The organism is Bacillus sp. z60-11 (genome assembly GCF_046464135.1).
In the GTDB taxonomy this organism is placed as follows: Bacteria; Bacillota; Bacilli; order Bacillales; family Bacillaceae; genus Bacillus; species Bacillus sonorensis_A.
On sequence record NZ_JBIYSN010000001.1, the window covers coordinates 862243 to 886747 of the forward strand.

General features: G+C 46.9%; 21 protein-coding genes. 20 read left to right on the forward strand and 1 reads right to left on the reverse strand.

The window, feature by feature from the left end; all coding sequences use genetic code 11:
- The first annotated feature begins 94 nt into the window (after positions 1 to 94).
- The 20 genes from yfmF to mutL all read left to right on the forward strand — a co-directional run bounded on the left by yfmF (position 95) and on the right by mutL (position 23233).
- Entirely contained in the window at positions 95 to 1375 is a 1281-nt protein-coding gene (gene yfmF, locus ACINLD_RS04490) for an EF-P 5-aminopentanol modification-associated protein YfmF (RefSeq protein WP_026587028.1), read from the forward strand.
- The gene (yfmH, locus tag ACINLD_RS04495) at positions 1372 to 2658 is read left to right on the forward strand and encodes an EF-P 5-aminopentanol modification-associated protein YfmH (protein WP_026587029.1); all 1287 of its coding nucleotides are present in this window, start codon (positions 1372 to 1374) and stop codon (positions 2656 to 2658) included. The genes yfmF and yfmH overlap by 4 nt, the downstream gene beginning before the upstream one ends.
- Before the next feature lie 73 nt (positions 2659 to 2731).
- Positions 2732 to 3463: an elongation factor P 5-aminopentanone reductase gene (gene ymfI / locus ACINLD_RS04500; RefSeq protein WP_077736826.1), complete on the forward strand. Its 732-nt coding sequence runs from the start codon at positions 2732 to 2734 to the stop codon at positions 3461 to 3463.
- 70 nt (positions 3464 to 3533) lie between these two features.
- Entirely contained in the window at positions 3534 to 3791 is a 258-nt protein-coding gene (locus ACINLD_RS04505; RefSeq protein WP_026587031.1) for a DUF3243 domain-containing protein, read from the forward strand.
- A gap of 213 nt (positions 3792 to 4004) precedes the next feature.
- Positions 4005 to 4796, forward strand: coding sequence for a YmfK family protein (locus tag ACINLD_RS04510; protein ID WP_026587032.1), 792 nt, complete (start codon positions 4005 to 4007; stop codon positions 4794 to 4796).
- 17 nt (positions 4797 to 4813) lie between these two features.
- Positions 4814 to 5710 carry a helix-turn-helix domain-containing protein gene (locus ACINLD_RS04515; RefSeq protein WP_179115731.1) on the forward strand — a complete coding sequence of 299 codons (897 nt, stop codon included), beginning with the start codon at positions 4814 to 4816 and terminating at the stop codon, positions 5708 to 5710.
- Between the two features lie 61 nt (positions 5711 to 5771).
- Positions 5772 to 6353, forward strand: a complete 582-nt coding sequence (gene pgsA, locus ACINLD_RS04520) for a CDP-diacylglycerol--glycerol-3-phosphate 3-phosphatidyltransferase (RefSeq protein ID WP_026587034.1) — start codon at positions 5772 to 5774, stop codon at positions 6351 to 6353.
- 19 nt (positions 6354 to 6372) lie between these two features.
- Positions 6373 to 7623, forward strand: coding sequence for a competence/damage-inducible protein A (locus ACINLD_RS04525; RefSeq protein ID WP_077736822.1), 1251 nt, complete (start codon positions 6373 to 6375; stop codon positions 7621 to 7623).
- Positions 7624 to 7794: 171 nt separating this feature from the next.
- Entirely contained in the window at positions 7795 to 8832 is a 1038-nt protein-coding gene (gene recA / locus ACINLD_RS04530; RefSeq protein ID WP_026587036.1) for a recombinase RecA, read from the forward strand.
- A 341-nt stretch (positions 8833 to 9173) separates the two neighbouring features.
- On the forward strand, positions 9174 to 10733 hold the full coding sequence (gene rny, locus ACINLD_RS04535; RefSeq protein WP_026587037.1) for a ribonuclease Y: 1560 nt from the start codon (positions 9174 to 9176) through the stop codon (positions 10731 to 10733).
- 293 nt (positions 10734 to 11026) lie between these two features.
- On the forward strand, positions 11027 to 11824 hold the full coding sequence (locus tag ACINLD_RS04540) for a TIGR00282 family metallophosphoesterase (protein ID WP_026587038.1): 798 nt from the start codon (positions 11027 to 11029) through the stop codon (positions 11822 to 11824).
- A gap of 190 nt (positions 11825 to 12014) precedes the next feature.
- Positions 12015 to 12275: a stage V sporulation protein SpoVS gene (gene spoVS / locus ACINLD_RS04545; RefSeq protein WP_003181955.1), complete on the forward strand. Its 261-nt coding sequence runs from the start codon at positions 12015 to 12017 to the stop codon at positions 12273 to 12275.
- Between the two features lie 97 nt (positions 12276 to 12372).
- Positions 12373 to 13293: a dipeptidase gene (locus ACINLD_RS04550; RefSeq protein WP_077736820.1), complete on the forward strand. Its 921-nt coding sequence runs from the start codon at positions 12373 to 12375 to the stop codon at positions 13291 to 13293.
- Between the two features lie 139 nt (positions 13294 to 13432).
- On the forward strand, positions 13433 to 14461 hold the full coding sequence (gene tdh, locus ACINLD_RS04555; protein ID WP_142246155.1) for an L-threonine 3-dehydrogenase: 1029 nt from the start codon (positions 13433 to 13435) through the stop codon (positions 14459 to 14461).
- A 15-nt stretch (positions 14462 to 14476) separates the two neighbouring features.
- Positions 14477 to 15652, forward strand: a complete 1176-nt coding sequence (locus ACINLD_RS04560; protein WP_026587041.1) for a glycine C-acetyltransferase — start codon at positions 14477 to 14479, stop codon at positions 15650 to 15652.
- 136 nt (positions 15653 to 15788) lie between these two features.
- Positions 15789 to 17318: a tRNA (N6-isopentenyl adenosine(37)-C2)-methylthiotransferase MiaB gene (miaB, locus tag ACINLD_RS04565; RefSeq protein WP_026587042.1), complete on the forward strand. Its 1530-nt coding sequence runs from the start codon at positions 15789 to 15791 to the stop codon at positions 17316 to 17318.
- A 1-nt stretch (position 17319) separates the two neighbouring features.
- The gene (locus tag ACINLD_RS04570) at positions 17320 to 17751 is read left to right on the forward strand and encodes a RicAFT regulatory complex protein RicA family protein (RefSeq protein ID WP_026587043.1); all 432 of its coding nucleotides are present in this window, start codon (positions 17320 to 17322) and stop codon (positions 17749 to 17751) included.
- Between the two features lie 314 nt (positions 17752 to 18065).
- On the forward strand, positions 18066 to 18611 hold the full coding sequence (cotE, locus tag ACINLD_RS04575) for an outer spore coat protein CotE (protein WP_026587044.1): 546 nt from the start codon (positions 18066 to 18068) through the stop codon (positions 18609 to 18611).
- 110 nt (positions 18612 to 18721) lie between these two features.
- Positions 18722 to 21331 carry a DNA mismatch repair protein MutS gene (mutS, locus tag ACINLD_RS04580; RefSeq protein ID WP_077736817.1) on the forward strand — a complete coding sequence of 870 codons (2610 nt, stop codon included), beginning with the start codon at positions 18722 to 18724 and terminating at the stop codon, positions 21329 to 21331.
- A 15-nt stretch (positions 21332 to 21346) separates the two neighbouring features.
- Positions 21347 to 23233 (forward strand): DNA mismatch repair endonuclease MutL, encoded by a 1887-nt coding sequence (mutL, locus tag ACINLD_RS04585; protein ID WP_077736815.1) that lies wholly within the window; start codon positions 21347 to 21349, stop codon positions 23231 to 23233.
- Positions 23234 to 23781: 548 nt separating this feature from the next.
- On the opposite strand, the gene ACINLD_RS04590 is transcribed toward mutL, so the two are convergent.
- A complete protein-coding gene (locus ACINLD_RS04590; protein ID WP_026587047.1) occupies positions 23782 to 24138 on the reverse strand; it encodes an Ig-like domain-containing protein in 357 nt (118 codons plus the stop codon).
- Positions 24139 to 24505 lie beyond the last annotated feature (367 nt).

Genomic DNA, 24505 nt, shown 5'->3' on the forward strand with positions numbered 1-24505 from the left:
CTCCAGTTGATATAATTACAACCAAACGGCCTGAGAAGCATATGGTCGAATCGGGTCATAATACATAATATAAAAAGGACGAAGGAGGTTCTTCATGACATATCTGAATGAAATAAAAGGAAAACATCGCGGGGTCACAAGCCATATCGTGAAGACGGAAAAGTTTAAAACCGTTTCCATTACTTTTAAAATGCTCGCCCCTTTAACAAAAGTAGACGTGACTAACCGGGCTCTTTTTCCGCATGTGCTCCTGCGGGGAACAAGCAGGCATCCGAAAACGGCTGACCTCAGGACGTACCTTGACGAGCTTTACGGCACTTCTGTATCGGCTGACCTCTCCAAAAAAGGGGAACAGCACGTCATTACGTTCCGCCTGGATATCGCCAATGAAAAATATTTAAAGGACCAGACGCCGCTTTTGGAAAAAGGAATGGAGCTTTTGTCCGACATTATTTTTTCGCCGGCGCTTGAGGGAGGGGTTTTTAAACCTGATTATGTCTCCCAGGAGAAACGCACATTAAAACAAAGAATTCAGGCCGTCTACAATGATAAAATGCGCTACTCGAACCTGAGGCTTATTCAGGAAATGTGCAAAGATGAGCCTTACTCCCTGCATGTGAACGGAGAGCTTGATGATGTGGACGGCATCACGCCAGAGAGCCTGTATCAAGCGTATACTAAGGCAATTGCGGAAGATCAGCTCGACATTTACGTCGTAGGGGATGTTGACGAAAACCAAGCCGATCAGTACATTGCAAACTATTTCAAAACGAAAGAGCGAAGTGCACCGGCAGCCGCCCAGATCGAGCGCAATCACACGCCGGAGCCAAGGGAAGTTGTTGAGGATGCGGATGTCAAACAGGGCAAGCTGAACATGGGCTTTCGGACCAACACGTTTTTTACAGACGATGACTATCCGGCACTGCAGCTTTTCAACGGCCTGTTCGGCGGCTTCTCCCATTCCAAGCTGTTTATGAATGTCAGAGAAAAAGCGAGCCTTGCCTATTATGCGGCCTCCAGAATCGAAAGCTTCAAAGGGCTTTTAATGGTCATGTCAGGTATTGAAGTCGCCAATTATCAAAAAGCCGTCGACATCATCAAGGAACAGTTCCAGGAGATGAAAAAAGGCAGCTTTACGGAAGAGGCGATCAGCCAGACGAAAGCGGTCATTAAAAATCAGATTCTTGAAACCCTTGATACACCTTACGGCTTAGTCGAATTCATTTATCAGCAGGCTGCCGCCCAAACCGAATTTTCTTTGGAGGAATGGCTTGACCGGATTGACAATGTCACCAAGGACGAGATTGTTGAGGTCGGTCAGAAAATCGAATTGGATACAACGTACTTTCTGAAAGGGACGGAGGGAGCATCTTGACGAAAACGATTGAATTTGAACAGCTGAAGGAAACGCTATACTATGAAAAAATGCCCGGCGGACTTGATGTATACGTACTCCCAAAAGAAGGATTTAACAAGACATACGCTGTATTTACGACAAAGTACGGCTCAATTGACAATCAGTTTGTCCCGCTCGGAAAAGAAGAAATGGTCCGTGTGCCTGACGGCATCGCCCATTTCCTCGAGCATAAGCTGTTTGAAAAAGAAGACGGCGATGTCTTTCAGCATTTCAGCAAACAGGGGGCTTCAGCCAACGCTTTTACCTCCTTCACGAGAACGGCGTATCTTTTTTCAAGCACTTCAAAGGTTGCAGATAATCTTGAAACACTCGTCAATTTTGTGCAGGACCCTTATTTCACGGAAAAAACGGTTGAAAAAGAAAAAGGCATCATCGGCCAGGAAATCAATATGTACGATGATAACCCGGATTGGCGTCTTTTCTTCGGCCTGATCGAAAACATGTATAAAGAACATCCCGTCCGGATTGACATCGCCGGCACGATCGAAAGCATTTCACACATTACGAAGGATCTCTTGTATGAATGCTATGAGACGTTCTATCACCCGAGCAATATGCTCTTGTTTGTCGTCGGACCGGTCGACGCGGAAGCGATCATCGGTCAGGTCCGCAAAAACCAGGAAAACAAACCGTATACGGATCAGCCTGAAATCGTCCGCAAAGAAGTGGATGAGCCCGCCGCAGTATACCGAAAAGAGCAGGAAATCAAAATGAATGTTCAAAGCTCGAAATGCATGGTCGGCTTAAAAAGCGTCAATCCCCGAAATACTGGAGACGACCTCTTAAAACATGAACTGACCATGAACTTGATTCTTGAATGTCTGTTTGGCAAAAGCTCTGCCGATTATGAAAAAATTTATGAAAAAGGCTATATTGACGAGACATTCAGCTACGACTACACGGAAGAGCACGGCTTTGGCTTCGCCTCTGTCGGCGGCGACACCCCTGAGCCCGATCAGCTTGCAGAAGAACTGAAACAGGTGTTCTTCAAAGCCAAAGAGACGATCACGGCTGAAAAACTCGATTTGGCGAGAAAGAAAAAAATCGGTACATTCCTAAAATCGATGAACTCGCCTGAATACATCGCCAATCAGTTTACACGGTACGCATTTTTGGAGACGAGTCTGTTCGATATTGTCACCGTTCTCGAGTCGATCACGCTCGAAGACGTCCACAAGGCAATAGAGGAAGAAATAGAAGAGGACAGGATCACCGTCTGCAAAGTCGTTCCGAAATCATAATACACACCGGAAAGTTCAGCATGGAAAGTCTTTGTGCTGAACCTTTCTTTTTTGAACGGAAAGGGTGGAACCATTGTCAAAATTAGCTCTTGTCACCGGCTCAAGCGGGGGAATCGGCCAAAGCATCAGCGAAAAGCTGGCCGAGAGCGGCTTCGATTTGCTCCTTCATTACAACGCGAACAAACAGGCGGCCGTTTCCTTAAGCGAAAAACTCGCTGATACATACGGTGTTCACACGGAAATCATTCAAGGTGATCTGTCCGCGCCTGACGGTGTACAGGCTGTTTCCGCCTCAATCGGCGGACGGGCGCTTGACGCCGTCGTCTTAAACAGCGGGCAAAGCTTTCACGGACTTGTCACAGACATGTCCGACGAAGCTGTCCAGGACATGGTGCAGCTTCATGTATCAAGTCCGTTTCTTTTGACGAGAAACCTTCTGCCGGCCATGCTTCGCAAAAAAGCGGGCGCAATCGTTGCGATCAGCTCCATCTGGGGCGAAACCGGAGCATCCTGTGAGGTGTTATACAGCATGACAAAGGGGGCGCAAAACCTGTTTGTCAAAGCCCTCGCAAAAGAGCTTGCCCCAAGCGGGATCAGGGTCAACGCCGTTTCACCGGGAGCGGTCAAGACAAAAATGATGGGGGCTTTCTCCCAAGAGGAGGAAGAGATGATTGCAGAAGACATCCCGATGGGCAGGCTTGCAGCCCCGGAAGAGGTGGCGGACGCCGTTCTCTTTCTTCTTTCAGAAAAAGCGTCCTATATCACCGGTCAGATCTTATCGGTGAACGGCGGCTGGCATTGTTAAAAACATGTATAGTTTCTCATCCCTCCGAGAATAATAAGCCTGTAACTTTAAGAGAATGGAGGGGCCTGATATGTCCGTACTGGATAATTGGGATCAGTGGAAAAACTTTTTGGGCGACCGTCTCAACTACGCCCAAGCAAAAGGAATGTCAAACGAAACCATCTCGGATCTTGCTTATGAGATCGGCGATTACTTAGCCGGTGAGGTCGATTCAAAAAACCATCAGGAAAGAGTGCTCGCCGATCTGTGGAGCGTAGCTTCAGAAGAAGAGCAGCGCGCCATTGCGAACGTTATGGTCAAGCTTGTTGAAAACAACAGCTCACATTAAGGAGAGAGTGTGTTCACTCTCTCTTTTTTATAGGTTCGAACGGCTTTGCCGTTATACTTGGATTCAAAGCAACCGCGACGCCGTGTTTCCCGATTTTGGGAAACGGACGTTTTTCTTATTTAATCACAACATTCTGCTTTCTAATTAAGACAAAATGCTTTATGATAAAGGAAGGTAAATTTTTGCCACGATGATGGATAGGGAGGTTATCATTTGGCAAAGCTCGAATGGTACTTAGAATATGAAATCCAAGTCAACCGTCCCGGACTTCTGGGAGATATATCCTCTTTATTGGGGATGCTTTCAATCAATATTGTGACCATTAACGGCGTTGATACTTCAAGAAGGGGCCTTTTGTTAAAATGCCGTCATATAGATCAGATTAAGCGCCTGGAATCCATTTTGAACACGATGGAAACGATTAAAGTGACGAAGCTGAGAGAACCGAAATTAAGAGACCGTCTCGCTGTCAGACACGGCCGCTATATTCAGCGGGATGCCGATGATAAAAAAACGTTCCGTTTTGAACGCGCCGAGCTCGGCCTGCTCGTCGATTTTATGGCCGAATTGTTTAAAAAAGACGGGCACAAGCTGATCGGGATCCGCGGGATGCCCCGCGTCGGCAAGACGGAGTCGATCGTCGCTTCAAGCGTATGTGCGAGCAAAAGATGGCTTTTCGTATCATCTACACTTTTGAAGCAAACGATCAGAAGCCAGCTGATTGCCGATGAGTACAGTCCGGAGAATGTGTTTATACTGGACGGCATTGTCTCGACCAGAAGGGGATCTGAGCGCCATCTGCAGCTCGTCAGCGAAATTATGCGGCTTCCCGCGACCAAAGTTGTCGAGCATCCGGATATTTTCGTGCAGAATACGGAATATACGATGGATGATTTTGATTACATTATCGAATTGCGTAACAGCCCTGACGAGGTTATTACATATGAACATGCCGAGGAACCGCAAATGTTTGACCATTCTGGTTTTTCCGGTTTTGATTTTTAAAATGGAAGGTGTTTGTTGTGACTGAACTAGGAAATCGGCTGAAAGAAGCCAGAGAGGAAAAAGGGATGTCATTGGACGATCTTCAGGCGGCGACAAAAATCCAAAAACGATATTTAACAGCGCTTGAAGAAGGAAACTATGACGTTATTCCGGGGAAATTTTATGTAAGAGCCTTTATTAAACAGTATGCGGAAGCTGTCGGACTGAATTCAGAGCTCTTATTTGAAGAGTATAAAAAGGATATCCCCAATTCCTACAATGATGAGGTTTCTGATAAGCTATCTTCGATCAAGCCGCAGAGGGAACTTCCGAAGTCTGCGTCAAAAGCGCTTGAACTTCTGCCCACACTGCTTGTCTCGGCCGGGGTTATCGTTGTCGTTGTGATCATTTACGTCATCATCCAGGCCGTAAACGGCGGCGGCAATCAGCAGTCCGCCGAACAGCCAAAAACAGAAGAGTCGCAAAGCAAGTACGACGTCTCCAAGGATTCGCCGCTGACAAAAGAAAATCAGAAAGATGAAGATGCTCAGCAAAACAGCGGGGAGAAAAAAAACGATTCAGCGTCAGACGAAAAGAATGAGCTGAGCATTAAAGCCGCAGGCAGTGAAGGATCTTCCACAACATATGAAGTATCCGGCGCCGACAAGCTTGAGCTTGAGGTCAAAGCAACGGCGGATTCCTGGGTAAGGGTGCGGGATGCGAAAGGAAGCTCCCTTAAAGAAGGAATGATGAAAAAAGGGGAAACCTTTAAGAAAAATATAACCGATCAGGAACAGGTTGATCTGCGGATCGGATATGCGCCAGGCGTTGAAATAAAAATCAACGGAGAAGCTCTTTCCTACGAACTTGATCCTAAATCGGTGATGACGCAAAACATAACGATTCAAAATAAAAAGGAGGAAAAGTCATCTTAAATGCCGGATGACTTTTTCTTGCGTCCATCATTTGCAAAACGATACATATGGAGGAACCTTTATGTTTAACTTACCGAATAAAATCACGCTTTCAAGAATCGCATTAATTCCCATTTTCATGATCATCATGCTTGTCCCGTTTCCATGGGGATCCATCTCGTTTGGAAGCGAATCGATTCCGGTCGCCCATTTGGTCGGCGCCCTTTTGTTCATCTTCGCCTCTGTTACCGATTGGGTTGACGGCTATTACGCGAGAAAGCTGAACCTTGTGACGAATTTTGGGAAGTTTCTTGATCCGCTTGCGGACAAGCTCCTCGTTTCATCGGCATTGATTATTTTGGTTCAGTATCATCTCGCACCGGCATGGATGGCGATCATCATCATCAGCCGCGAATTTGCCGTGACGGGACTCCGCCTCGTGCTTGCGGGAACGGGAGAAGTCGTGGCGGCAAACATGCTTGGAAAAGTGAAAACGTGGGCGCAGATCATTGCCATTTCGGCTCTCTTGCTTCACAATCTTCCATTCGAGCTCGTATCATTCCCGTTCGGCTCCCTTGCGCTATGGGTCGCTGTCTTTTTCACCGTCGTATCAGGCTGGGATTATTTCGCCAAAAACTGGGATGCTTTAAAAACATCAGACTGAACATGGGGAAGTGGAGAACATGAAATTGGAAAGAAAAGCGGAAATCATCGCTGTCGGATCTGAGCTTCTGCTCGGACAAATCGCCAATACGAACGCGCAGTTTATCAGCAAACAGCTGGCCGAAATCGGCATTAATGTCTTTTATCACACAGCGGTCGGTGACAACCCCGAGCGTCTCAAGCAAGTCATTCAAACCGCACAGGAAAGATCTGATTTTATTATTTTCTCAGGCGGGCTTGGACCGACGAAAGACGATTTGACAAAAGAAACGATCGCAGAGGTTGTCGGGCGTCCCCTTGAGCTTGATGAGAAGGCCTTTCAATCGATTGAGGATTACTTTAAAAAAACGAACCGGACGATGTCGCCGAATAATCGCAAACAGGCGCTGATTTTGAAGGGATCGGACGTCCTGCCGAACCGGTTCGGCATGGCGCCGGGGATGCTTTTGGAGCATGAGTCCCGTTTTTACATGCTTCTTCCCGGTCCGCCGAAAGAGCTTGAACCGATGTTTGAACATGAAGCGAAGCCGCTGATTTTGGAAAAGCTCGGCTCAAAAGAAAAAATCGTTTCAAGGGTGCTGCGGTTCTTTGGAATCGGTGAATCCCAGCTTGAAACGGATTTGGAAGATCTCATCGATGCGCAGACAAATCCGACGATCGCCCCTTTGGCGGCAGACGGGGAAGTCACCCTCCGGCTGACGGCAAAGCATGCCGATCCGGATGAAACAAGCCGTCTGCTGAAAGAAACGGAAGACCGCATTTTAGAGCGCGTCGGCGAATTCTTTTACGGGTATGATGATACATCGCTCGTGGAAGAGCTTGCGAAGGCCTGCACCCGAAAAGGGGTGACTCTGGCGGCTGCGGAAAGCTTTACTGGAGGGCTCTTTTCCAGCTGGCTGACGGAAATAAGCGGTGCCAGTGAATATTTCAAAGGCGGTGCTGTCTGCTATACGAACGAATTGAAGGTTTCAGCCGCCGGCGTCTCCGAAGATACGCTGAACCGCTTTGGCGCTGTCAGCGCGCAGTGCGCAAAAGAGCTTGCAAAAGGCATCAGAGCGAAAACCGGAAGCGATATCGGCATCAGCTTTACGGGAGTGGCCGGACCTAACACCCAGGAAGGCCACCCGGCCGGAAAAGTATATATCGGCATCTCTCAAAAAGGCAAAACAGAAGAGGCCTTTGAATTCATGTTCGCCGGTTCCCGGTCCGGCGTCCGGAAACGGTCCGCCAAATACGGCTGCCACCTTTTGCTGAAAATGCTGGAAAAATAACCGACAACAGTTTTTTCGGAAGATCTTCCTTTTAAAAAAGAACATTCCGCTTTTCGGAAAAGCATTTTTCATTTCTAAAAAAATCGAATATGCGTTCGCTTTTTTCTTGGCAAATCCACGGAAACAAGGTATAGTAGATATAGCGGAAGCGATAAAGGAGGAAAAAATAGAATGAGTGATCGTCAGGCAGCCTTAGACATGGCGCTTAAACAAATAGAAAAACAGTTTGGTAAAGGTTCGATTATGAAGCTCGGTGAACAAACCGAAACAAGAATTTCAACTGTTCCGAGCGGCTCTTTAGCGCTCGATGCGGCTCTTGGAGTGGGCGGATATCCGCGCGGACGGATTATTGAAGTATACGGCCCGGAAAGTTCCGGTAAAACGACGGTGGCGCTTCATGCGATTGCCGAAGTCCAGCAGCAGGGCGGACAGGCGGCGTTCATAGATGCGGAACACGCGCTTGACCCGGTTTACGCTCAAAAGCTCGGCGTCAACATTGACGAGCTCCTGCTGTCACAGCCTGACACAGGGGAGCAGGCGCTGGAAATCGCCGAAGCCCTTGTCAGAAGCGGAGCAGTGGACATCGTTGTCATTGACTCTGTCGCAGCTCTTGTCCCGAAAGCGGAAATCGAAGGAGATATGGGAGACTCCCATGTCGGCTTACAGGCGAGGCTGATGTCCCAAGCGCTTCGGAAGCTTTCCGGCGCGATCAATAAATCGAAGACCATCGCGATCTTCATTAACCAGATCCGTGAAAAAGTCGGTGTGATGTTCGGCAATCCGGAGACGACTCCGGGCGGAAGAGCGCTGAAATTCTATTCTTCCGTACGCCTTGAAGTTCGCCGCGCCGAACAGCTGAAACAGGGGAATGACGTCATGGGGAACAAGACGAAAATTAAAGTCGTCAAAAACAAAGTGGCGCCTCCATTCCGGACAGCTGAAGTGGACATTATGTACGGTGAAGGGATTTCAAAAGAAGGGGAAATCATTGACCTCGGCACAGAGCTTGATATCGTGCAGAAAAGTGGAGCATGGTACTCTTATGAGGATGAACGCCTTGGACAGGGCCGTGAAAACGCCAAGCAGTTCCTGAAAGAAAACAAGGACGTGCTTCTGACGATCCAAGAGCAGATCAGGGAGCACTACGGATTGGATACCGGCGCCTCGGCTCCTAAAGATGAAGAAGTTCAGGAAGAGCTCGAATTTTAATCATCAACCATATGTGAAAAGGCTGCTGGCCCCGTGTCAGGCAGCCTTTTGCTTTTGATCTCCCCGGCGAATCCCCCTTCATTTTTCCCGGGGGAATTTGAAAAAGGCGAATATCTTTCCAAACGTTAAGACCGTAAGCTTGACAAGTATTTCCCACACAATTACAATGAAATTGTATCACTTGTTTTTCTTAACATGATTGATAAACATTTAAACTTGACAAGGGCAGTGAAGCTTCTTCATTCCCTGTGAAGGTTCTGTATGTTGAGAAGAAAGTACAATGTACATGCCGACACTTACTTTTAGCAAGAAACAAGTTCATAGCAAGAGGAGGTGAAAGTATGAGTCCTTTAACCATTCTCATCTCCATTTTGCTGAGCCTATTCTGTTTAGTTGTTGGCTACTATGTTCGTAAAATCATTGCCGAAGCAAAAATTTCAGGTGCGCGTAATGCAGCCGAACAAATTCTTGGAGACGCAAAGCGGGATGCTGAAGCGTTGAAAAAAGAAGCCCTTCTTGAAGCAAAGGACGAGATTCACACGCTTCGGATAGAAGCTGAACAAGAAGTTCGTGAAAGACGAAATGAGCTTCAAAAACAAGAAAACCGTTTACTTCAAAAGGAAGAGAACCTTGACCGAAAAGACGAATCATTAGATAAACGGGAAGCGATGTTGGAGAAGAAAGATCATTCTCTGAATGAACGACAACAACATATTGAAGAGATGGAAAGCAAAGTGGATGAAATGATTCGTATGCAGCAGTCGGAATTGGAGCGTATTTCAAGTCTGACTCGTGATGAAGCGAAGCAAATCATTCTGGAGCGAGTTGAAAATGAGCTTTCCCATGACATCGCGATCATGACGAAAGAATCGGAAAATCGTGCGAAAGAAGAGGCGGATAAAAAAGCGAAAAATATTCTTTCATTGGCTTTACAGCGCTGTGCCGCTGATCATGTGGCCGAGACAACGGTATCAGTTGTCAACCTTCCAAATGATGAGATGAAAGGCCGTATTATCGGACGTGAGGGACGAAATATCCGTACATTGGAAACATTGACGGGAATCGATCTTATCATTGACGATACGCCGGAAGCCGTTATCCTTTCAGGATTTGATCCGATCAGGCGTGAGACAGCCAGGATCGCTCTTGATAAACTCGTTCAGGATGGCCGCATTCATCCTGCCAGAATCGAAGAAATGGTTGAGAAATCCCGCCGTGAAGTGGATGATTATATTCGCGAAATGGGTGAACAGACGACATTTGAAGTGGGAGTCCACGGTCTTCATCCCGATCTTATCAAAATTCTCGGCCGTCTGAAGTTCAGAACAAGCTATGGACAGAACGTGCTGAAGCATTCAATGGAAGTAGCGTTTCTGACCGGTCTTATGGCTGCAGAACTCGGTGAAGACGTCACACTTGCCAAAAGAGCAGGACTTCTTCACGATATCGGGAAAGCGATTGACCATGAGGTGGAAGGAAGCCATGTCGAAATCGGCGTAGAGCTTGCCACCAAGTATAAGGAGCATCCAGTCGTCATCAACAGCATCGCATCACACCACGGTGATCAGGAACCGACTTCCATCATCGCAGTGCTCGTGGCCGCAGCTGATGCATTGTCAGCCGCAAGACCTGGTGCAAGAAGCGAAACCCTCGAAAATTATATTCGCAGGCTTGAAAAGCTGGAAGAGATTTCTGAGTCGTACGAAGGTGTCGAAAAATCATTTGCGATACAGGCCGGACGGGAAGTTCGGATCATGGTCAAACCAGACTCGATCAACGATCTTGAAGCCCATCGTTTGGCGCGGGATATTCGAAAACGAATTGAGGACGAGCTTGACTACCCTGGACATATTAAAGTAACTGTGATTAGGGAAACGAGAGCCGTTGAGTACGCAAAATAAAGTGGTGCATAAGCGCCACTTTATTTCAGATTTTTGACGAAATCCTAAAACGGTTTAATGTTTTAGGATTTTGTCATCCTTTCAGCGTGATTGAAAACCTTTGCAGTCTAGGAAGGCCGAGCATTGGAGCGGAGCGAATGTTGGATTCGTGAGCACTGAAGCGCAGGCCTGACAACGAATGCGAGGGTTTGTCAACACGCTGAATAAAGTGGTGCATAAGCGCCACTTTATTTTTTTGTAACCTTGTGTAACACTATTAGAAAAACCTATTTAAAAAAAGAAAGGGTCAAATGATGAGAATTTTATTTATTGGAGATGTCGTCGGTTCGCCGGGCAGAGAGATGATCAAAAATTATTTGCCGAAACTGAAGCTGAAATATAAACCCCACGCCGTTATCGTTAATGGAGAAAACGCCGCACACGGGAAAGGCATTACCGAAAAAATATACCATCAGCTCATTCAAGCGGGAGCCGATGTCCTCACCATGGGAAACCACACATGGGATAAAAGGGAAATATTTGATTTTATTGATGAAGCACCGCAGATCATCAGACCGGCCAACTTTCCCGAAGGCACCCCGGGGAAAGGGATCACATACATCAAAACAAACGGCAACAAAGAGCTTGCTGTGATCAATCTGCAGGGCCGGACATTTCTTCCGCCGATTGACTGTCCGTTCCGCAAAGCGGACGAACTGATTGATGAAGCTTCAAAAAGAACGCCGTTTATCTTTATCGATTTTCACGCTGAAGCAACAAGTGAAAAACAAGCGATCGGCTGGTATACGGACGGCCGGGTGTCAGCCGTTGTCGGAACCCATACACATGTGCAGACGGCGGACAACCGCGTGCTCCCCAAAGGCACGGCCTACATCACCGATGTCGGGATGACCGGTCCGTATGACGGGATTCTCGGCGTTGACCGGGAGACGATTATCAAACGCTTTAAAACAAGCCTGCCCGTCAGGTTTGAGATTGCCGAAGGCCGCACAACCTTAAGCGGAGTTGTCATAGACATCGATGATCAAAGCAAAAAAGCCGTTAAAATTGAACGGATCTTAATCAATGACGACCACATGTTTTTTGAATAAAATCATTTTAGAAAAATATTAAAAGGAAAGCAGGAATATCCCGGTCTTTTAGTGAATATAGTAAAAATGGAAGGTACCCTGCTATTTTTGAAAAGCAATTAAAAGGGGATGGCTTTGAAAATAGCAACATCTAATAATGATTGTTCTAATGAACACTCACTTATCCATTGAAACTTAAGGGGGAGCAGGAATGGAAATATTAAAAGTTTCAGCAAAATCAAATCCAAACTCGGTCGCAGGTGCGCTCGCGGGAGTCTTGAGAGAACGAGGAGCTGCGGAAATTCAAGCAATCGGAGCCGGTGCATTGAACCAGGCTGTGAAAGCGGTGGCGATTGCCAGGGGATTTGTAGCGCCAAGCGGAGTGGATCTGATTTGCATTCCGGCGTTTACGGACATTCAAATTGACGGTGAAGAGCGAACAGCGATTAAATTAATTGTTGAACCTCGCTGATAGAAAGATAAGTCGAATCAATGCTTCAACCTGCTTGCTTAAGGCAAGCGGGTTGTTTTTGGTTTGGCCAAAATGTAGAGCTGGGAGCGGATGAAATATGAACATTTTTGATGCCCATTCCGATCTGCTATTCAAGCTCTGGAAAAATCCGAAGCTTAATGAATACAACGATCCAACACTGCAAACACCGGTCAAAGCGCTTTTAAACGGGAAGACGAAAGTGCAATGCCTGGCGATTTTTCTGCCGGCTTCTGTTCCGGCCGCGATGCGCCTGGAAATGGCGCTTGTTCAAATACAGCTGTTTTACGAAAAAATCGCCAAATATGAACGGATCAAACTAATCAGAAGCAAAGCAGACATCCACTCGCTGAAAGCGGATGAAACAGGCGTTATCTTAACGATGGAAGGCTGTGAGCCGATATCCAAAAATTTAAGGCTGTTTGATGTTTTTTTCCGGCTCGGCGTCCGAAGCTTCGGTCTGACATGGAACTGGGCGAACGCCTTCGCTGACGGAGCTTTGGAAAAAAGAAATGCGGGACTTTCATCCTGGGGAAACAAATTGATCCGCATCGCCAACAAAAACCGGGCCTGGACAGACGTTTCCCATTTGTCGGAAAGCAGCTTTTGGGATGCGCTGGCGGCCGCAAAATATCCGATCGCCTCCCATTCCAATGCCTACAGCCTTTGTCCGCATCCAAGGAATTTAAAGGATGATCAAATCAAAGCACTCATTGATCAAAACGGTGTCATCGGTCTGACATTTGTCCCTGAATTTGTGAAACGCGAGGGGACGCCGCGGCTGAAAGACATCCTTACACACATTGACCATATTTGTTCTCTCGGCGGTGAACGGCATATCGGCTTTGGTTCGGATTTTGACGGCATCGACAGAGTGATTCCGGATTTGGAATGCCACAAGGATTATGACAATCTAATTGAAGCATTGGAACGCTCGTTTTCATCCAGTCAAGTGTGCCGTTTTCTCTTTGAAAACTTCGTCAGCCGCATCCCGTTTTAAAAAAATTTCCGCTTTTTTTCAGAGTGTGTTCATATGTCCACATCATACGGACAGTGGTGTTTACCAAGATGGAAAATCGTGCTACAATCCTTGTGTAAAGCGATTTTTCGAAAGGGGGCTGTTCGTCTTGAACGGAAAAATGAAAGCGCTTATCAAGAATCCCGGGGAACCCGGCGCTGTCCTTGAGCTCGTTCCGATTCCGCAAATCGATCAACATGAAGTGCTCATCAAAGTGAAAGCTGCATCGATTTGCGGAACCGATGTTCATATTTATAATTGGGATGAATGGGCGAAAAACAGAATAAAACCGCCCTATGTGTTTGGTCACGAATTTTCCGGAGAGGTCGTTCAGGCCGGGGAGAATGTCACATCAGTCAAGGAGGGGGAGTACGTCTCAGCGGAAACGCATATCGTCTGCGGGAAATGCATTCCTTGTCTGACCGGAAAAAAACACGTCTGCCGAAATACGCAAATCCTCGGCGTGGATACAGAAGGGTGTTTCGCCGAGTATGTGAAGGTGCCGGCGGAAAACATCTGGAAAAATCCGTCCGGTATGCCCGAGGACCTCGCTTCGATCCAAGAGCCGCTCGGCAACGCCGTGCATACCGTTCTCTCAGGGATAACAGCAGGGGATAAGACGGCGATTGTCGGCTGCGGTCCGATCGGATTAATGGCTGTGGCGGTGGCGAAAGCAGCCGGGGCCTCACAGGTGATCGCGATCGATAAAAACGAGTACAGGCTCGACTTGGCTGTGCAGATGGGCGCAACGGAAACCATCTCCATTGAAAAAGAAGACCCGCTCAAAAATGTAAGCGCTTTAACAAATCGGGAGGGCGTTGATTTAGTTTGTGAGATGTCGGGCCATCCGACAGCCATCCGCCAAAGCCTAAAGATGGCGGCAAACGGCGGGAAGGTTCATATCTTAAGCTTGCCGGAGCACCCCGTCTGCATTGATATGACAAATGACATCGTCTTTAAGGGCCTGACAGTCCAGGGAATCACCGGGCGTAAGATGTTTGAAACATGGAGGCAGACAAGCGAGCTGCTGAATGCCGGTGCAATCCGGATTAAACCTGTCATTACCCATCATTTTTCACTTGAAGACTATGAAACAGGTTTTGAGCTGATGAGGAAAGGGCAATGCGGCAAAGTTGTGCTGAAACCATAGAAAGGAGAGATTGATATGAAAGAGTTTCACTTTTTAGCTTCAGAGCTTGAAGCAATGAAGAAAAACGGCACATTTCAAGAGCTGCCGGTCATCGAATCGCTTCAAGGGTCAACTGTCAGAATGAAAGGAAGAGATATCATACAGCTTTCTTCCAATAATTATTTAGGATTGACATCACATCCGCGGATGCAAAAGGCGGCTGAAGACGCCGTGAAGCAATATGGCGCAGGAACCGGCTCAGTCCGGACCATCGCCGGAACGTTCACCATGCATGACGAGCTTGAGAAAAAGCTTGCAGCATTTAAGAACACGGAAGCGGCTCTCGTGTTTCAGTCCGGTTTCACAGCAAATCAGGGCATTCTTTCCAGTATTCTCACAAAAGACGACATCGTGATTTCAGATGAATTAAACCACGCTTCAATCATAGACGGCATCAGGCTCACCAAGGCCGGCAAAAAAGTCTATGAACATGCGAATATGGAAGACTTGGAAAAGATTTTGAAAAAATCGATGAATTACAGAACACGGCTGATCGTCACAGACGGCGTCTTTTCGATGGACGGAGACATCGCTCCGCTTCCTGAGATTGTAAAGCTTGCCGAACAGTATGATGCCTTTGTCATGGTCGATGATGCGCATGCTTCCGGTGTTCTCGGTGAAAACGGACGCGGCACGGTACATCATTTCGGCCTCGACGGAAAAGTCCATATTCAAGTCGGCACCCTCAGCAAAGCGATCGGTGTGTTAGGAGGATATGCCGCCGGCTCAAAAGTGCTGATCGACTATTTAAAACATAAAGGCCGTCCGTTTTTGTTCAGCACGTCTCATCCGCCGGCTGTTACCGCAGCTTGTATTGAAGCGGTCAATGTGCTGATGGAAGAGCCTTCATTGATCAAAAAGCTGTGGGATAATACGGCGTATTTCAAACAAGGCCTCGAAAATATCGGTCTCCCGCTGATCAAGAGTGAGACGCCGATCACACCGATTTTAATCGGGGATGAAGCCGAAACGTGCCGGTTTTCCAACACGCTGTTTGAGCTGGGTGTTTTTGCGCAGGCGATCGTTTTTCCGACCGTTCCAAAGGGCAAAGCGCGAATCAGAACGATCATGACCGCGCAGCACACGAAAGAAGAGCTTGACAAAGCGCTTGACATCATCGAAACCGGCGCCCGAAAATCGGGGCTGATTTAATATTCTTCCTTAAAACAAAGTAAATTTCCATTGATAATCATTTTCATTTAGTGTACAATAATGGGTTCTCGGTTGTGCTGACAGCCGAGAACCTTTATACTGAAGTGTGGAGCTTTGTTTGAAAGGAGAATAAAACATGAATGAGAAACAGCGAACAGAAAGCGGACAGGTTAATCCATCGGACAAAAAATCCGAGAAGGATTACAGCAAGTATTTTGAAGCTGTTTATGTTCCGCCTTCATTAAAAGATGCAAAAAAACGCGGTAAAGAATCCGTGAAATACCATAACGATTTTAAAATTTCAGAGCAGTACAGAGGCATGGGAGAAGGACGGAAGTTTTACATCCGCACATACGGCTGCCAGATGAATGAACATGATACCGAAGTCATGGCGGGGATTTTCATGGCGCTCGGCTATGAACCGACCGACTCGACGGAAGACGCCAACGTCATCCTGCTCAACACATGCGCGATCCGGGAAAACGCGGAAAACAAAGTGTTCGGCGAAATCGGCCACTTAAAGGCGTTAAAAAAGGATAATCCCGACCTGATTCTCGGCGTCTGCGGCTGTATGTCACAGGAAGAATCAGTCGTCAACCGGATTTTGAAGAAACATCCGTTTGTCGATTTGATTTTTGGGACACACAATATCCACCGCCTTCCGGAGCTCTTGTCAGAAGCCTATCTGTCAAAAGAAATGGTCATTGAAGTGTGGTCTAAAGAAGGAGATGTTATTGAAAACCTTCCGAAAGTCCGCCACGGCAAAATTAAAGCGTGGGTCAACATCATGTATGGCTGCGACAAGTTCTGCACATACTGCATCGTCCCTTACACAAGGGGAAAAGAGCGAAGCAGGCGTCCGGAGGATATCATTCAGGAAGTGAGAAGGCTTGCGGCTGAAGGCTACAAAGAAATCACGCTCCTCGGACAGAACGTCAATGCCTATGGCAAAGATTTTGAGGACATGGAATACGGGCTCGGCCATTTGATGGATGAACTTCACAAAATCGATATCCCGAGAATCCGCTTCACTACAAGCCATCCTCGCGACTTTGACGATCACTTGATCGAAGTGCTTGCAAAAGGCGGTAACCTTTTGGACCATATCCATCTGCCTGTTCAGTCCGGAAGCTCTCAAGTATTGAAGCTGATGGCGAGAAAATACGATCGGGAACGCTATCTTGAGCTTGTCGCTAAAATTAAAAAAGCGATGCCAAACGCTTCTCTTACAACGGATATTATCGTCGGCTTCCCGAATGAAACGGACGAACAGTTTGAAGAAACGCTCTCTTTATACAGAGAAGTCGAGTTTGACAGCGCCTATACCTTCATTTATTCACCTCGTGAAGGAACACCTGCGGCGAAAATGAAAGACAACGTCCCGATGAGGGTGAAAAAAGAACGTCTTCAGCGCCTGAATGATGTTGTCAACGAAATTTCCGCCAAGAAAATGAAGGAATACGAGGGTCAGGTTGTCGAAGTATTAGTAGAGGGTGAAAGTAAAAACAACCCTGAAATTCTTGCCGGCTATACACGGAAAAACAAGCTTGTCAACTTCAAAGGGCCAAAGGAAGCGATCGGCCAGCTTGTCAACGTGAAAATCCATCAGGCGAAAACATGGTCGCTTGACGGAGAAATGGTAGGAGAAGCAATCGAGGTGAAATAGGATGACGCTGTACACGAAAAAAGATATTGTCGCCAAAGCGCGCGAGCTTGCAAAAATGATTGCCGAAACCGAAGAAGTCGAATTCTTCAAAAAGGCGGAAGCGCAGATTAATGAAAATGCCAAGATTTCGGGGCTCATCAATCAAATCAAAGCCCTGCAAAAGCAGGCCGTCAACTTTAAGCACTACGAAAAACACGAAGCGCTGAAGCAAACGGAAGCAAAGATCGACGCGCTCCAGGAAGAGCTCGACGGAATTCCGATCATCCAAGAGTTCAGGGACTCTCAAATGGAAGTCAACGATCTTCTTCAGCTCGTCGCCCATACAATATCAAACCAAGTGACAAATGAGATCATATCATCAACCGGAGGAAACCTGCTGACAGGGGAAACCGGTTCAAAAGTGAAAAATTCATCACCGAGCTGTTCACTATAATCAGGCGGCGCCTTTCCGAGGCGCCGTTTTTTTTGTTTTTGGCAATCAAATCAACATCACTTCAGGATCACAGCTGTAAAGCCTGCTTTAAAGGAAGTTCTGGGCCTCTAAATTCCCGACGCGGCGGCTTATTTAAAAGATTCAGCTTTCGGTCTGTCTTTTTCTTTTATGATTTAAGTCAAGTTTATCCATTCAACTGCATACACTTAAACAGATTCATTAAATGGGAATTTTATTTTGATTTCTCCATGAACGCACATTAGACGAATGCCCAGCATAAGATAATACGAGGAAAAACAAGGAGGCATGACCGAATGTCTGAATACAGGGAAATTATTACAAAAGCGGTGGTCGCGAAAGGCCGGAAATTCACGCAGTGCACCCACACCATCTCCCCTTCGCAAAAGCCAACCAGTATTTTAGGCGGTTGGATTATCAATCATAAGTATGACGCCGAAAAAATCGGCAAAACGGTTGAAATTGAAGGGACATATGACATCAATGTATGGTATTCCTATGCCGACAACACAAAAACCGAAGTTGTGACTGAACGCGTTTCCTATGTTGATGTCATCAAGCTCCGCTACCGCGACAAAAACTATTTGGATGATGAGCACGAAGTCATCGCGAAAGTGCTTCAGCAGCCGAACTGCCTCGAAGTCACCATTTCGCCAAACGGAAACAAAGTGGTGGTTCAGGCGGAAAGGGAATTTTTATCAGAGGTAGTCGGCGAGACGAAAGTCGTCGTCGAGGTCAATTCCGATTGGACGGAAAGCGATGATGAAGCGTGGGAAGAAGAGCTTGACGAAGAGCTGGAAGATATTAATCCGGAATTTTTGGTCGGAGATCCTGAAGAATAAAAAGGAAGCTAGGGAAGCATCGCCCTAGTTTCTTTTTTTTCACCGGTAATCTTTGTGGTATAATGAGTAGTGGATCATAGAAACGTTAATACATAGTGAGGGATTATAATATGGCAGGCTACACGCCAATGATACAGCAATATTTAAAGATTAAGGCAGAATACCAGGATGCCTTTTTATTTTTTCGTTTAGGAGACTTTTATGAGATGTTTTTCGAAGATGCCAAAAAAGCATCTCAGGAACTGGAAATCACGTTAACGAGCAGAGACGGGGGCTCGAGCGAACGCATCCCGATGTGCGGTGTTCCCTACCATTCGTGTTCTTCCTATATCGAGCAGCTGATCAAAAAAGGCTATAAAGTGGCGATCTGTGAACAAGTGGAAGATCCCAAATCAGCTAAAGGTGTCGTCAAAAGGGAAGTCGTTCAGCTGATCACCCCCGGCACTGTCATGGACGGAAAGGGCATTCATGAAAATGAAAACAACTTTATCGCCTCTGTCAGCGACTTTCAGCATACATATGGCCTCGCTTTTTCAGACTTGACGACAGGAGAAAACTTAGTGACGGCGATCGAGCGGTTTGATGATGTCGTTTCAGAAATCTACTCCGTCGGCGCGCGTGAAATCGTCGTCAGCCGCAATCTCAGCGAGAAGGAAATCACGATTTTAAAAGAGCGCTGCGGCGCCACGATTTCCTTCGAAGACGAACTGGCTGGAGAGATGCCGGACATTGTGAAAGATCTGCCGTCCCAGGAGCTTGCCGGCACGTTTTTAAGGCTCTACACCTATTTACAACGAACCCAGAAAAGAAGCCTTGACCATCTCCAGCCTGTACAGTCTTATGAATTGGAAGAAGCGATGAAAATCGATCTGTACTCCAAGCGCAACCTTGAACTGACAGAAACGATCCGTTCAAAACATAAAAAAGGATCGCTTCTCTGGCTCTTGGATGAAACGAAAACGGCCATGGGCGGACGCCTCTTAAAACAATGGATTGACAGACCGCTGATCAGGAAGGGGCAGATCATAGAGCGACAGGAAATCGTGGAAACGCTCATGAACCATTTATTTGAACGGGAGGATTTGCGCGAGCGCCTCAAGGAAGTGTACGACCTGGAGCGGCTTGCCGGCCGCGTCGCCTACGGAAATGTCAACGCAAGGGACTTGATCCAGCTGAAGGAATCGCTGAAACAAGTGCCGGCGATTAAAGAGCTTGTCGCTTCCCTTCAGCATCCAAAAGCAAAAGAGCGTGCTGAACGAATCGACCCGTGCGGCGATTTGCTCGAGCTTCTGGAAGATGCACTCTATGAAAATCCCCCTCTTTCGTTAAAGGAAGGGAATTTAATCAAAGACGGGTACAACGCGAAACTGGATGAATACAGGGATGCGAGCAAGAACGGCAAAGACTGGATTGCAAGGCTTGAGCAGCAGGAGCGGGAATACACGGGCATCCGCTCTTTAAAAGTCGGCTTCAACAAAGTGTTCGGCTATTATATTGAAGTGACGAAAGCAAACATCCATCTGCTTGAAGAAGGCCGCTATGAACGTAAGCAGACATTAACCAATGCGGAACGCTATATCACGCCGGAGCTGAAAGAAAAAGAAGCGTTGATTCTGGAAGCGGAAAACAATATATCAGAGCTTGAATACGAGCTGTTTTCCGAGCTCCGCGATCAGGTAAAAGCTTATATTCCCCGCCTTCAGCAGCTGGCGAAAATGATGAGTGAGCTTGATGTGTTGCAATGCTTTGCGACAATCAGCGAAAACCGCCATTACATTAAGCCTGAGTTTTCAAAAGACACCGTTGAGGTTGAAGACGGACGCCATCCGGTCGTCGAAAAAGTGATGGACAGCCAGTCTTATGTACCGAACAGCTGTGAAATGGGCAGCGGCAGACAAATGCTGTTGATTACAGGGCCGAATATGTCTGGTAAAAGCACCTATATGAGACAGATGGCGCTGATTTCGATTCTGGCGCAAATCGGCTGCTTCGTTCCGGCCAAAAAAGCGGTACTGCCGATCTTTGATCAAATTTTCACGAGAATCGGCGCCGCGGATGATTTGATCTCCGGCCAAAGCACCTTCATGGTGGAAATGCTTGAAGCGAAAAACGCGATCGTCCACGCCACGAAAAACAGCCTGATTCTCTTTGATGAGATCGGCCGCGGCACATCCACATATGACGGAATGGCGCTTGCTCAGGCGATCATCGAATACGTTCATGACCATATCGGCGCAAAAACGCTGTTTTCCACCCACTATCATGAGCTGACAGCGCTTGAGGACAAGCTCAGCGACTTGAAAAACGTCCATGTCCGCGCTGAAGAATACGAGGGGAAAGTCGTGTTCCTTCATCAGATAAAAGAAGGGGCGGCAGACAAAAGCTACGGGATTCATGTCGCCCAGCTTGCCGAGCTTCCGGATGATTTAATCAGCCGGGCCAAAACGATTTTACAAGAGCTTGAAGCAGGCTCCACAGAACCGGCTGTTTCAACCGTTCCCGAGGCTGTGAAAGAGCCGGCCGCTCAGATTCAGACGACACCGGCCGAAGAGCCCGCCCAGCTGTCTTTCTTTGAAACGGAAAAGCCAAAGGACAAACAGGCGAAGCTCTCCAAGAAGGAACAGGGCGTGTTAGAGGAATTGAAAGCCATCAACCTGTTGGATATGACGCCTTTGGAAGTCATGAACGAACTGTACAAGCTGCAAAAAAAATTAAAATAAGAGAGGTGACCAAACTTGGCAAAAATCGTCCAGCTCCCCGATGATTTATCAAACAAGATCGCGGCGGGCGAAGTAGTGGAAAGACCGGCGTCGGTCGTAAAAGAGCTTGTCGAAAATGCGATCGATGCAAACAGCTCAGTCATTGAAGTCGATGTTGAAGAGGCCGGACTTTCTTCCATTAAAGTGCTTGACGATGGCGAAGGGATGGATGCCGAAGACTGTAAAACGGCTTTTCTGCGCCATGCGACAAGCAAAATCAAAGACGAAAACGACCTGTTCCGCGTCAGGACGCTCGGCTTTCGCGGAGAAGCTTTGCCAAGTATCGCGTCCGTCTCACATTTAACGATCAAAACGAGCACGGGCGAGGAAGCGGGAACCCAGCTGACGCTTCAAGGAGGAAGAATCATTTCCGAGCAGAAATCGTCGAGCCGGAGAGGAACGGAAATTACGGTTTCAAATTTGTTTTTCAATACGCCGGCAAGGCTGAAATATATGAAGACGATTCATACCGAGCTCGGCAATATTACCGATGTTGTCAACAGAATCGCCCTCGCGCATCCGGAAGTCTCGATCAGGCTGCGCCATCAAGGGAAAACCTTGTTGCAAACAAACGGAAATGGGGATGTCCGCCATGTGCTGGCGGCGATTTACGGAACGGCGGTTGCGAGAAAAATGCTTCCGCTTCACGCCAGTTCCCTTGACTTTGAAGTGAAGGGCTATATCGCCCTCCCGGAAGTGACCAGGGCATCGCGAAATTACATGTCATCTGTCGTCAACGGCAGATACATTAAAAATTTCCCCCTTGTCAAAGCGATTCATGAGGGCTACCATACGCTGCTTCCGATCGGCCGGCATCCGATCACATTTCTGGAAATCAACATGGATCCGCTGCTCGTCGATGTGAATGTGCATCCGTCCAAACTTGAGGTGAGACTGAGCAAAGAGACCGAGCTCCACGAGCTGATCCGCGATGCGATCAAAGACGTCTTCAAACAGCAGCAGCTCATCCCAAGCGCGGAAATTCCGAAAAAAACAGCGCCACCGCCCGTAAAGCCGGAGCAGCAAATCTTGAATTTCGACAGTCCGCCTGAGCCGAAGGCCGTGCCTGAAACAGCACCGGCAGCCTCGCCATCTTTTTCAGCGATGAAATTAAGTTCGCTCGTAAAGGAAGCGCCTCTGCCGCCTGAGGAAGAGGACAGCTTCCCGCAGCAGGAAACGCCTCCCGAACCGCCGGTTGTGGAAGACTTGCCGGATGAGTCATTTGAAGCGACTCCGGAACACATACCAGAGCGGAAAGAAGAGACGCCGGCGCCAAAAGAAAGGGTGCCGATCATGTATCCGATCGGCCAGATGCACGGCACCTACATTCTCGCCCAAAATGAGAACGGGCTGTATATCATTGATCAGCACGCCGCACAGGAGCGGATTAAATATGAGTACTTCCGCGAAAAAGTCGGTGAAATCGAACCGGAAGTGCAGGACATGCTTGTTCCGCTGACCTTCCATTATTCAAGAAATGAAGCGATGATCATTGACGATCACTTGGAAGACTTGGCCAAAGTCGGCGTTTTTCTCGAGTCGTTCGGTGCAGGCAGCTATATCGTCCGGAGCCATCCGACATGGTTTCCAAAAGGCGAGGAAGCGATGATCATCGAAGACATCATCCAGCAGGTCCTTGACAACCGAAACATCGACATCAAAAAACTGCGCGAAGAAGCCGCGATCATGATGAGCTGCAAGGGATCGATCAAAGCCAACCACCACCTGCGCGACGACGAAATCACCGCTTTGCTCGACGAACTGCGCCGGACCGAAGATCCATTCACATGCCCGCACGGCCGCCCGATTATCATTCATTATTCGACGTATGAGATGGAGAAGATGTTTAAGCGGGTGATGTAGGGAATAAGTTTCGAGTATTACGTTTTTAAGTGTGAGGCACTATGTGTCTCACCTTTTTTTATTTATGTCATGAATTATTGTTGAAATAACGTTTTACAAGAGTTTTTAATCAACGGGGAAGGCCGGGGTCTTGTTAGCAGGCTATCAATGGATGTACTGCGCCAGTTTATACGGATACCAATACTTATAAGCACTGCATTAGTTGTATGGAAAATTAAAGAGGCAGGCAGCTCGAAGTTTTATTAAATAGCCCCATATTTATAAATGGCCAACCACCGGTTTAAATAGTAGAGTGTAATAAAGTGTTTAAATTTTCCACATTTAGCGTGCCGTCGATAAGAAAAAAGTTAGGGAGCTGAACCTATTTCGTACGGGTGTTCTGTTATAAGGATTCTAAAAAGAAAAAGTTGGGGGAAGCTTTGATTCTAAAAAGGTTCGGATTACGGAAGGGATTTAAAAAGGGGCACTTCCCGCAGGGAAGATGCCCGCTACTTACTGCTGGAAATGAAGGATTATCAAAGCGAATTTTCAAGGGAGCTTTTACTCCCTCAATAAAGATCAACATAAACTGTAACGGCTCCAAGTACATTGAGTCCCTTATATATTGTGATTACTGCTTGTCCACGTGATATACCTCTGACATTTCCGTATTGATCAACATATGCAACACTTTGTTTATTTGTCCAATAACGAGTAGCTCCTGGTACAGCGATATTAATAGTTTCTCCCGATTTTATATATACAGTGCTTTTAAATTGGACATTGTTATTTTGTAATGAAGAAATAGGACTGTTTTTTACTTCAGTTGGTGAAGAGTTGATTTCTTTGGCTGAGGCAACGCCAGTTAATGACAATGTTAAAGCAGAGATCGATAATGCAGAAACAACACTTTTTTTCAATTTCATTTTAAACACTCCTTGTTTAGATTTAATACACTAATTAGATTCGGTTTTTGTAATAAAAAACCTTGTAAAAATATGTTAAATATTTATGAACGTTGTATTCTTGAAAATATTAGTTAGGCAGTGGGAGCCGAGAAGGGGAATGAGGGATGAAAAAAGCTTGTTCCCGGGGTACTTAATATTCTATGTGTCTCACCTTTTATTTATGTCATGGGTTATTGTTGGAAGAGAAGAACTTATATCAACGCGGAAGATCGGGATCATATGGTTTCGTTAGCAAGCTATCAATGCGCAAGTTTAAATGGATACCAACACTTACAATTCAAGGACTTAATCAGTTGTCTTGAAGGGATAAAGGTAGTTCGAAGCT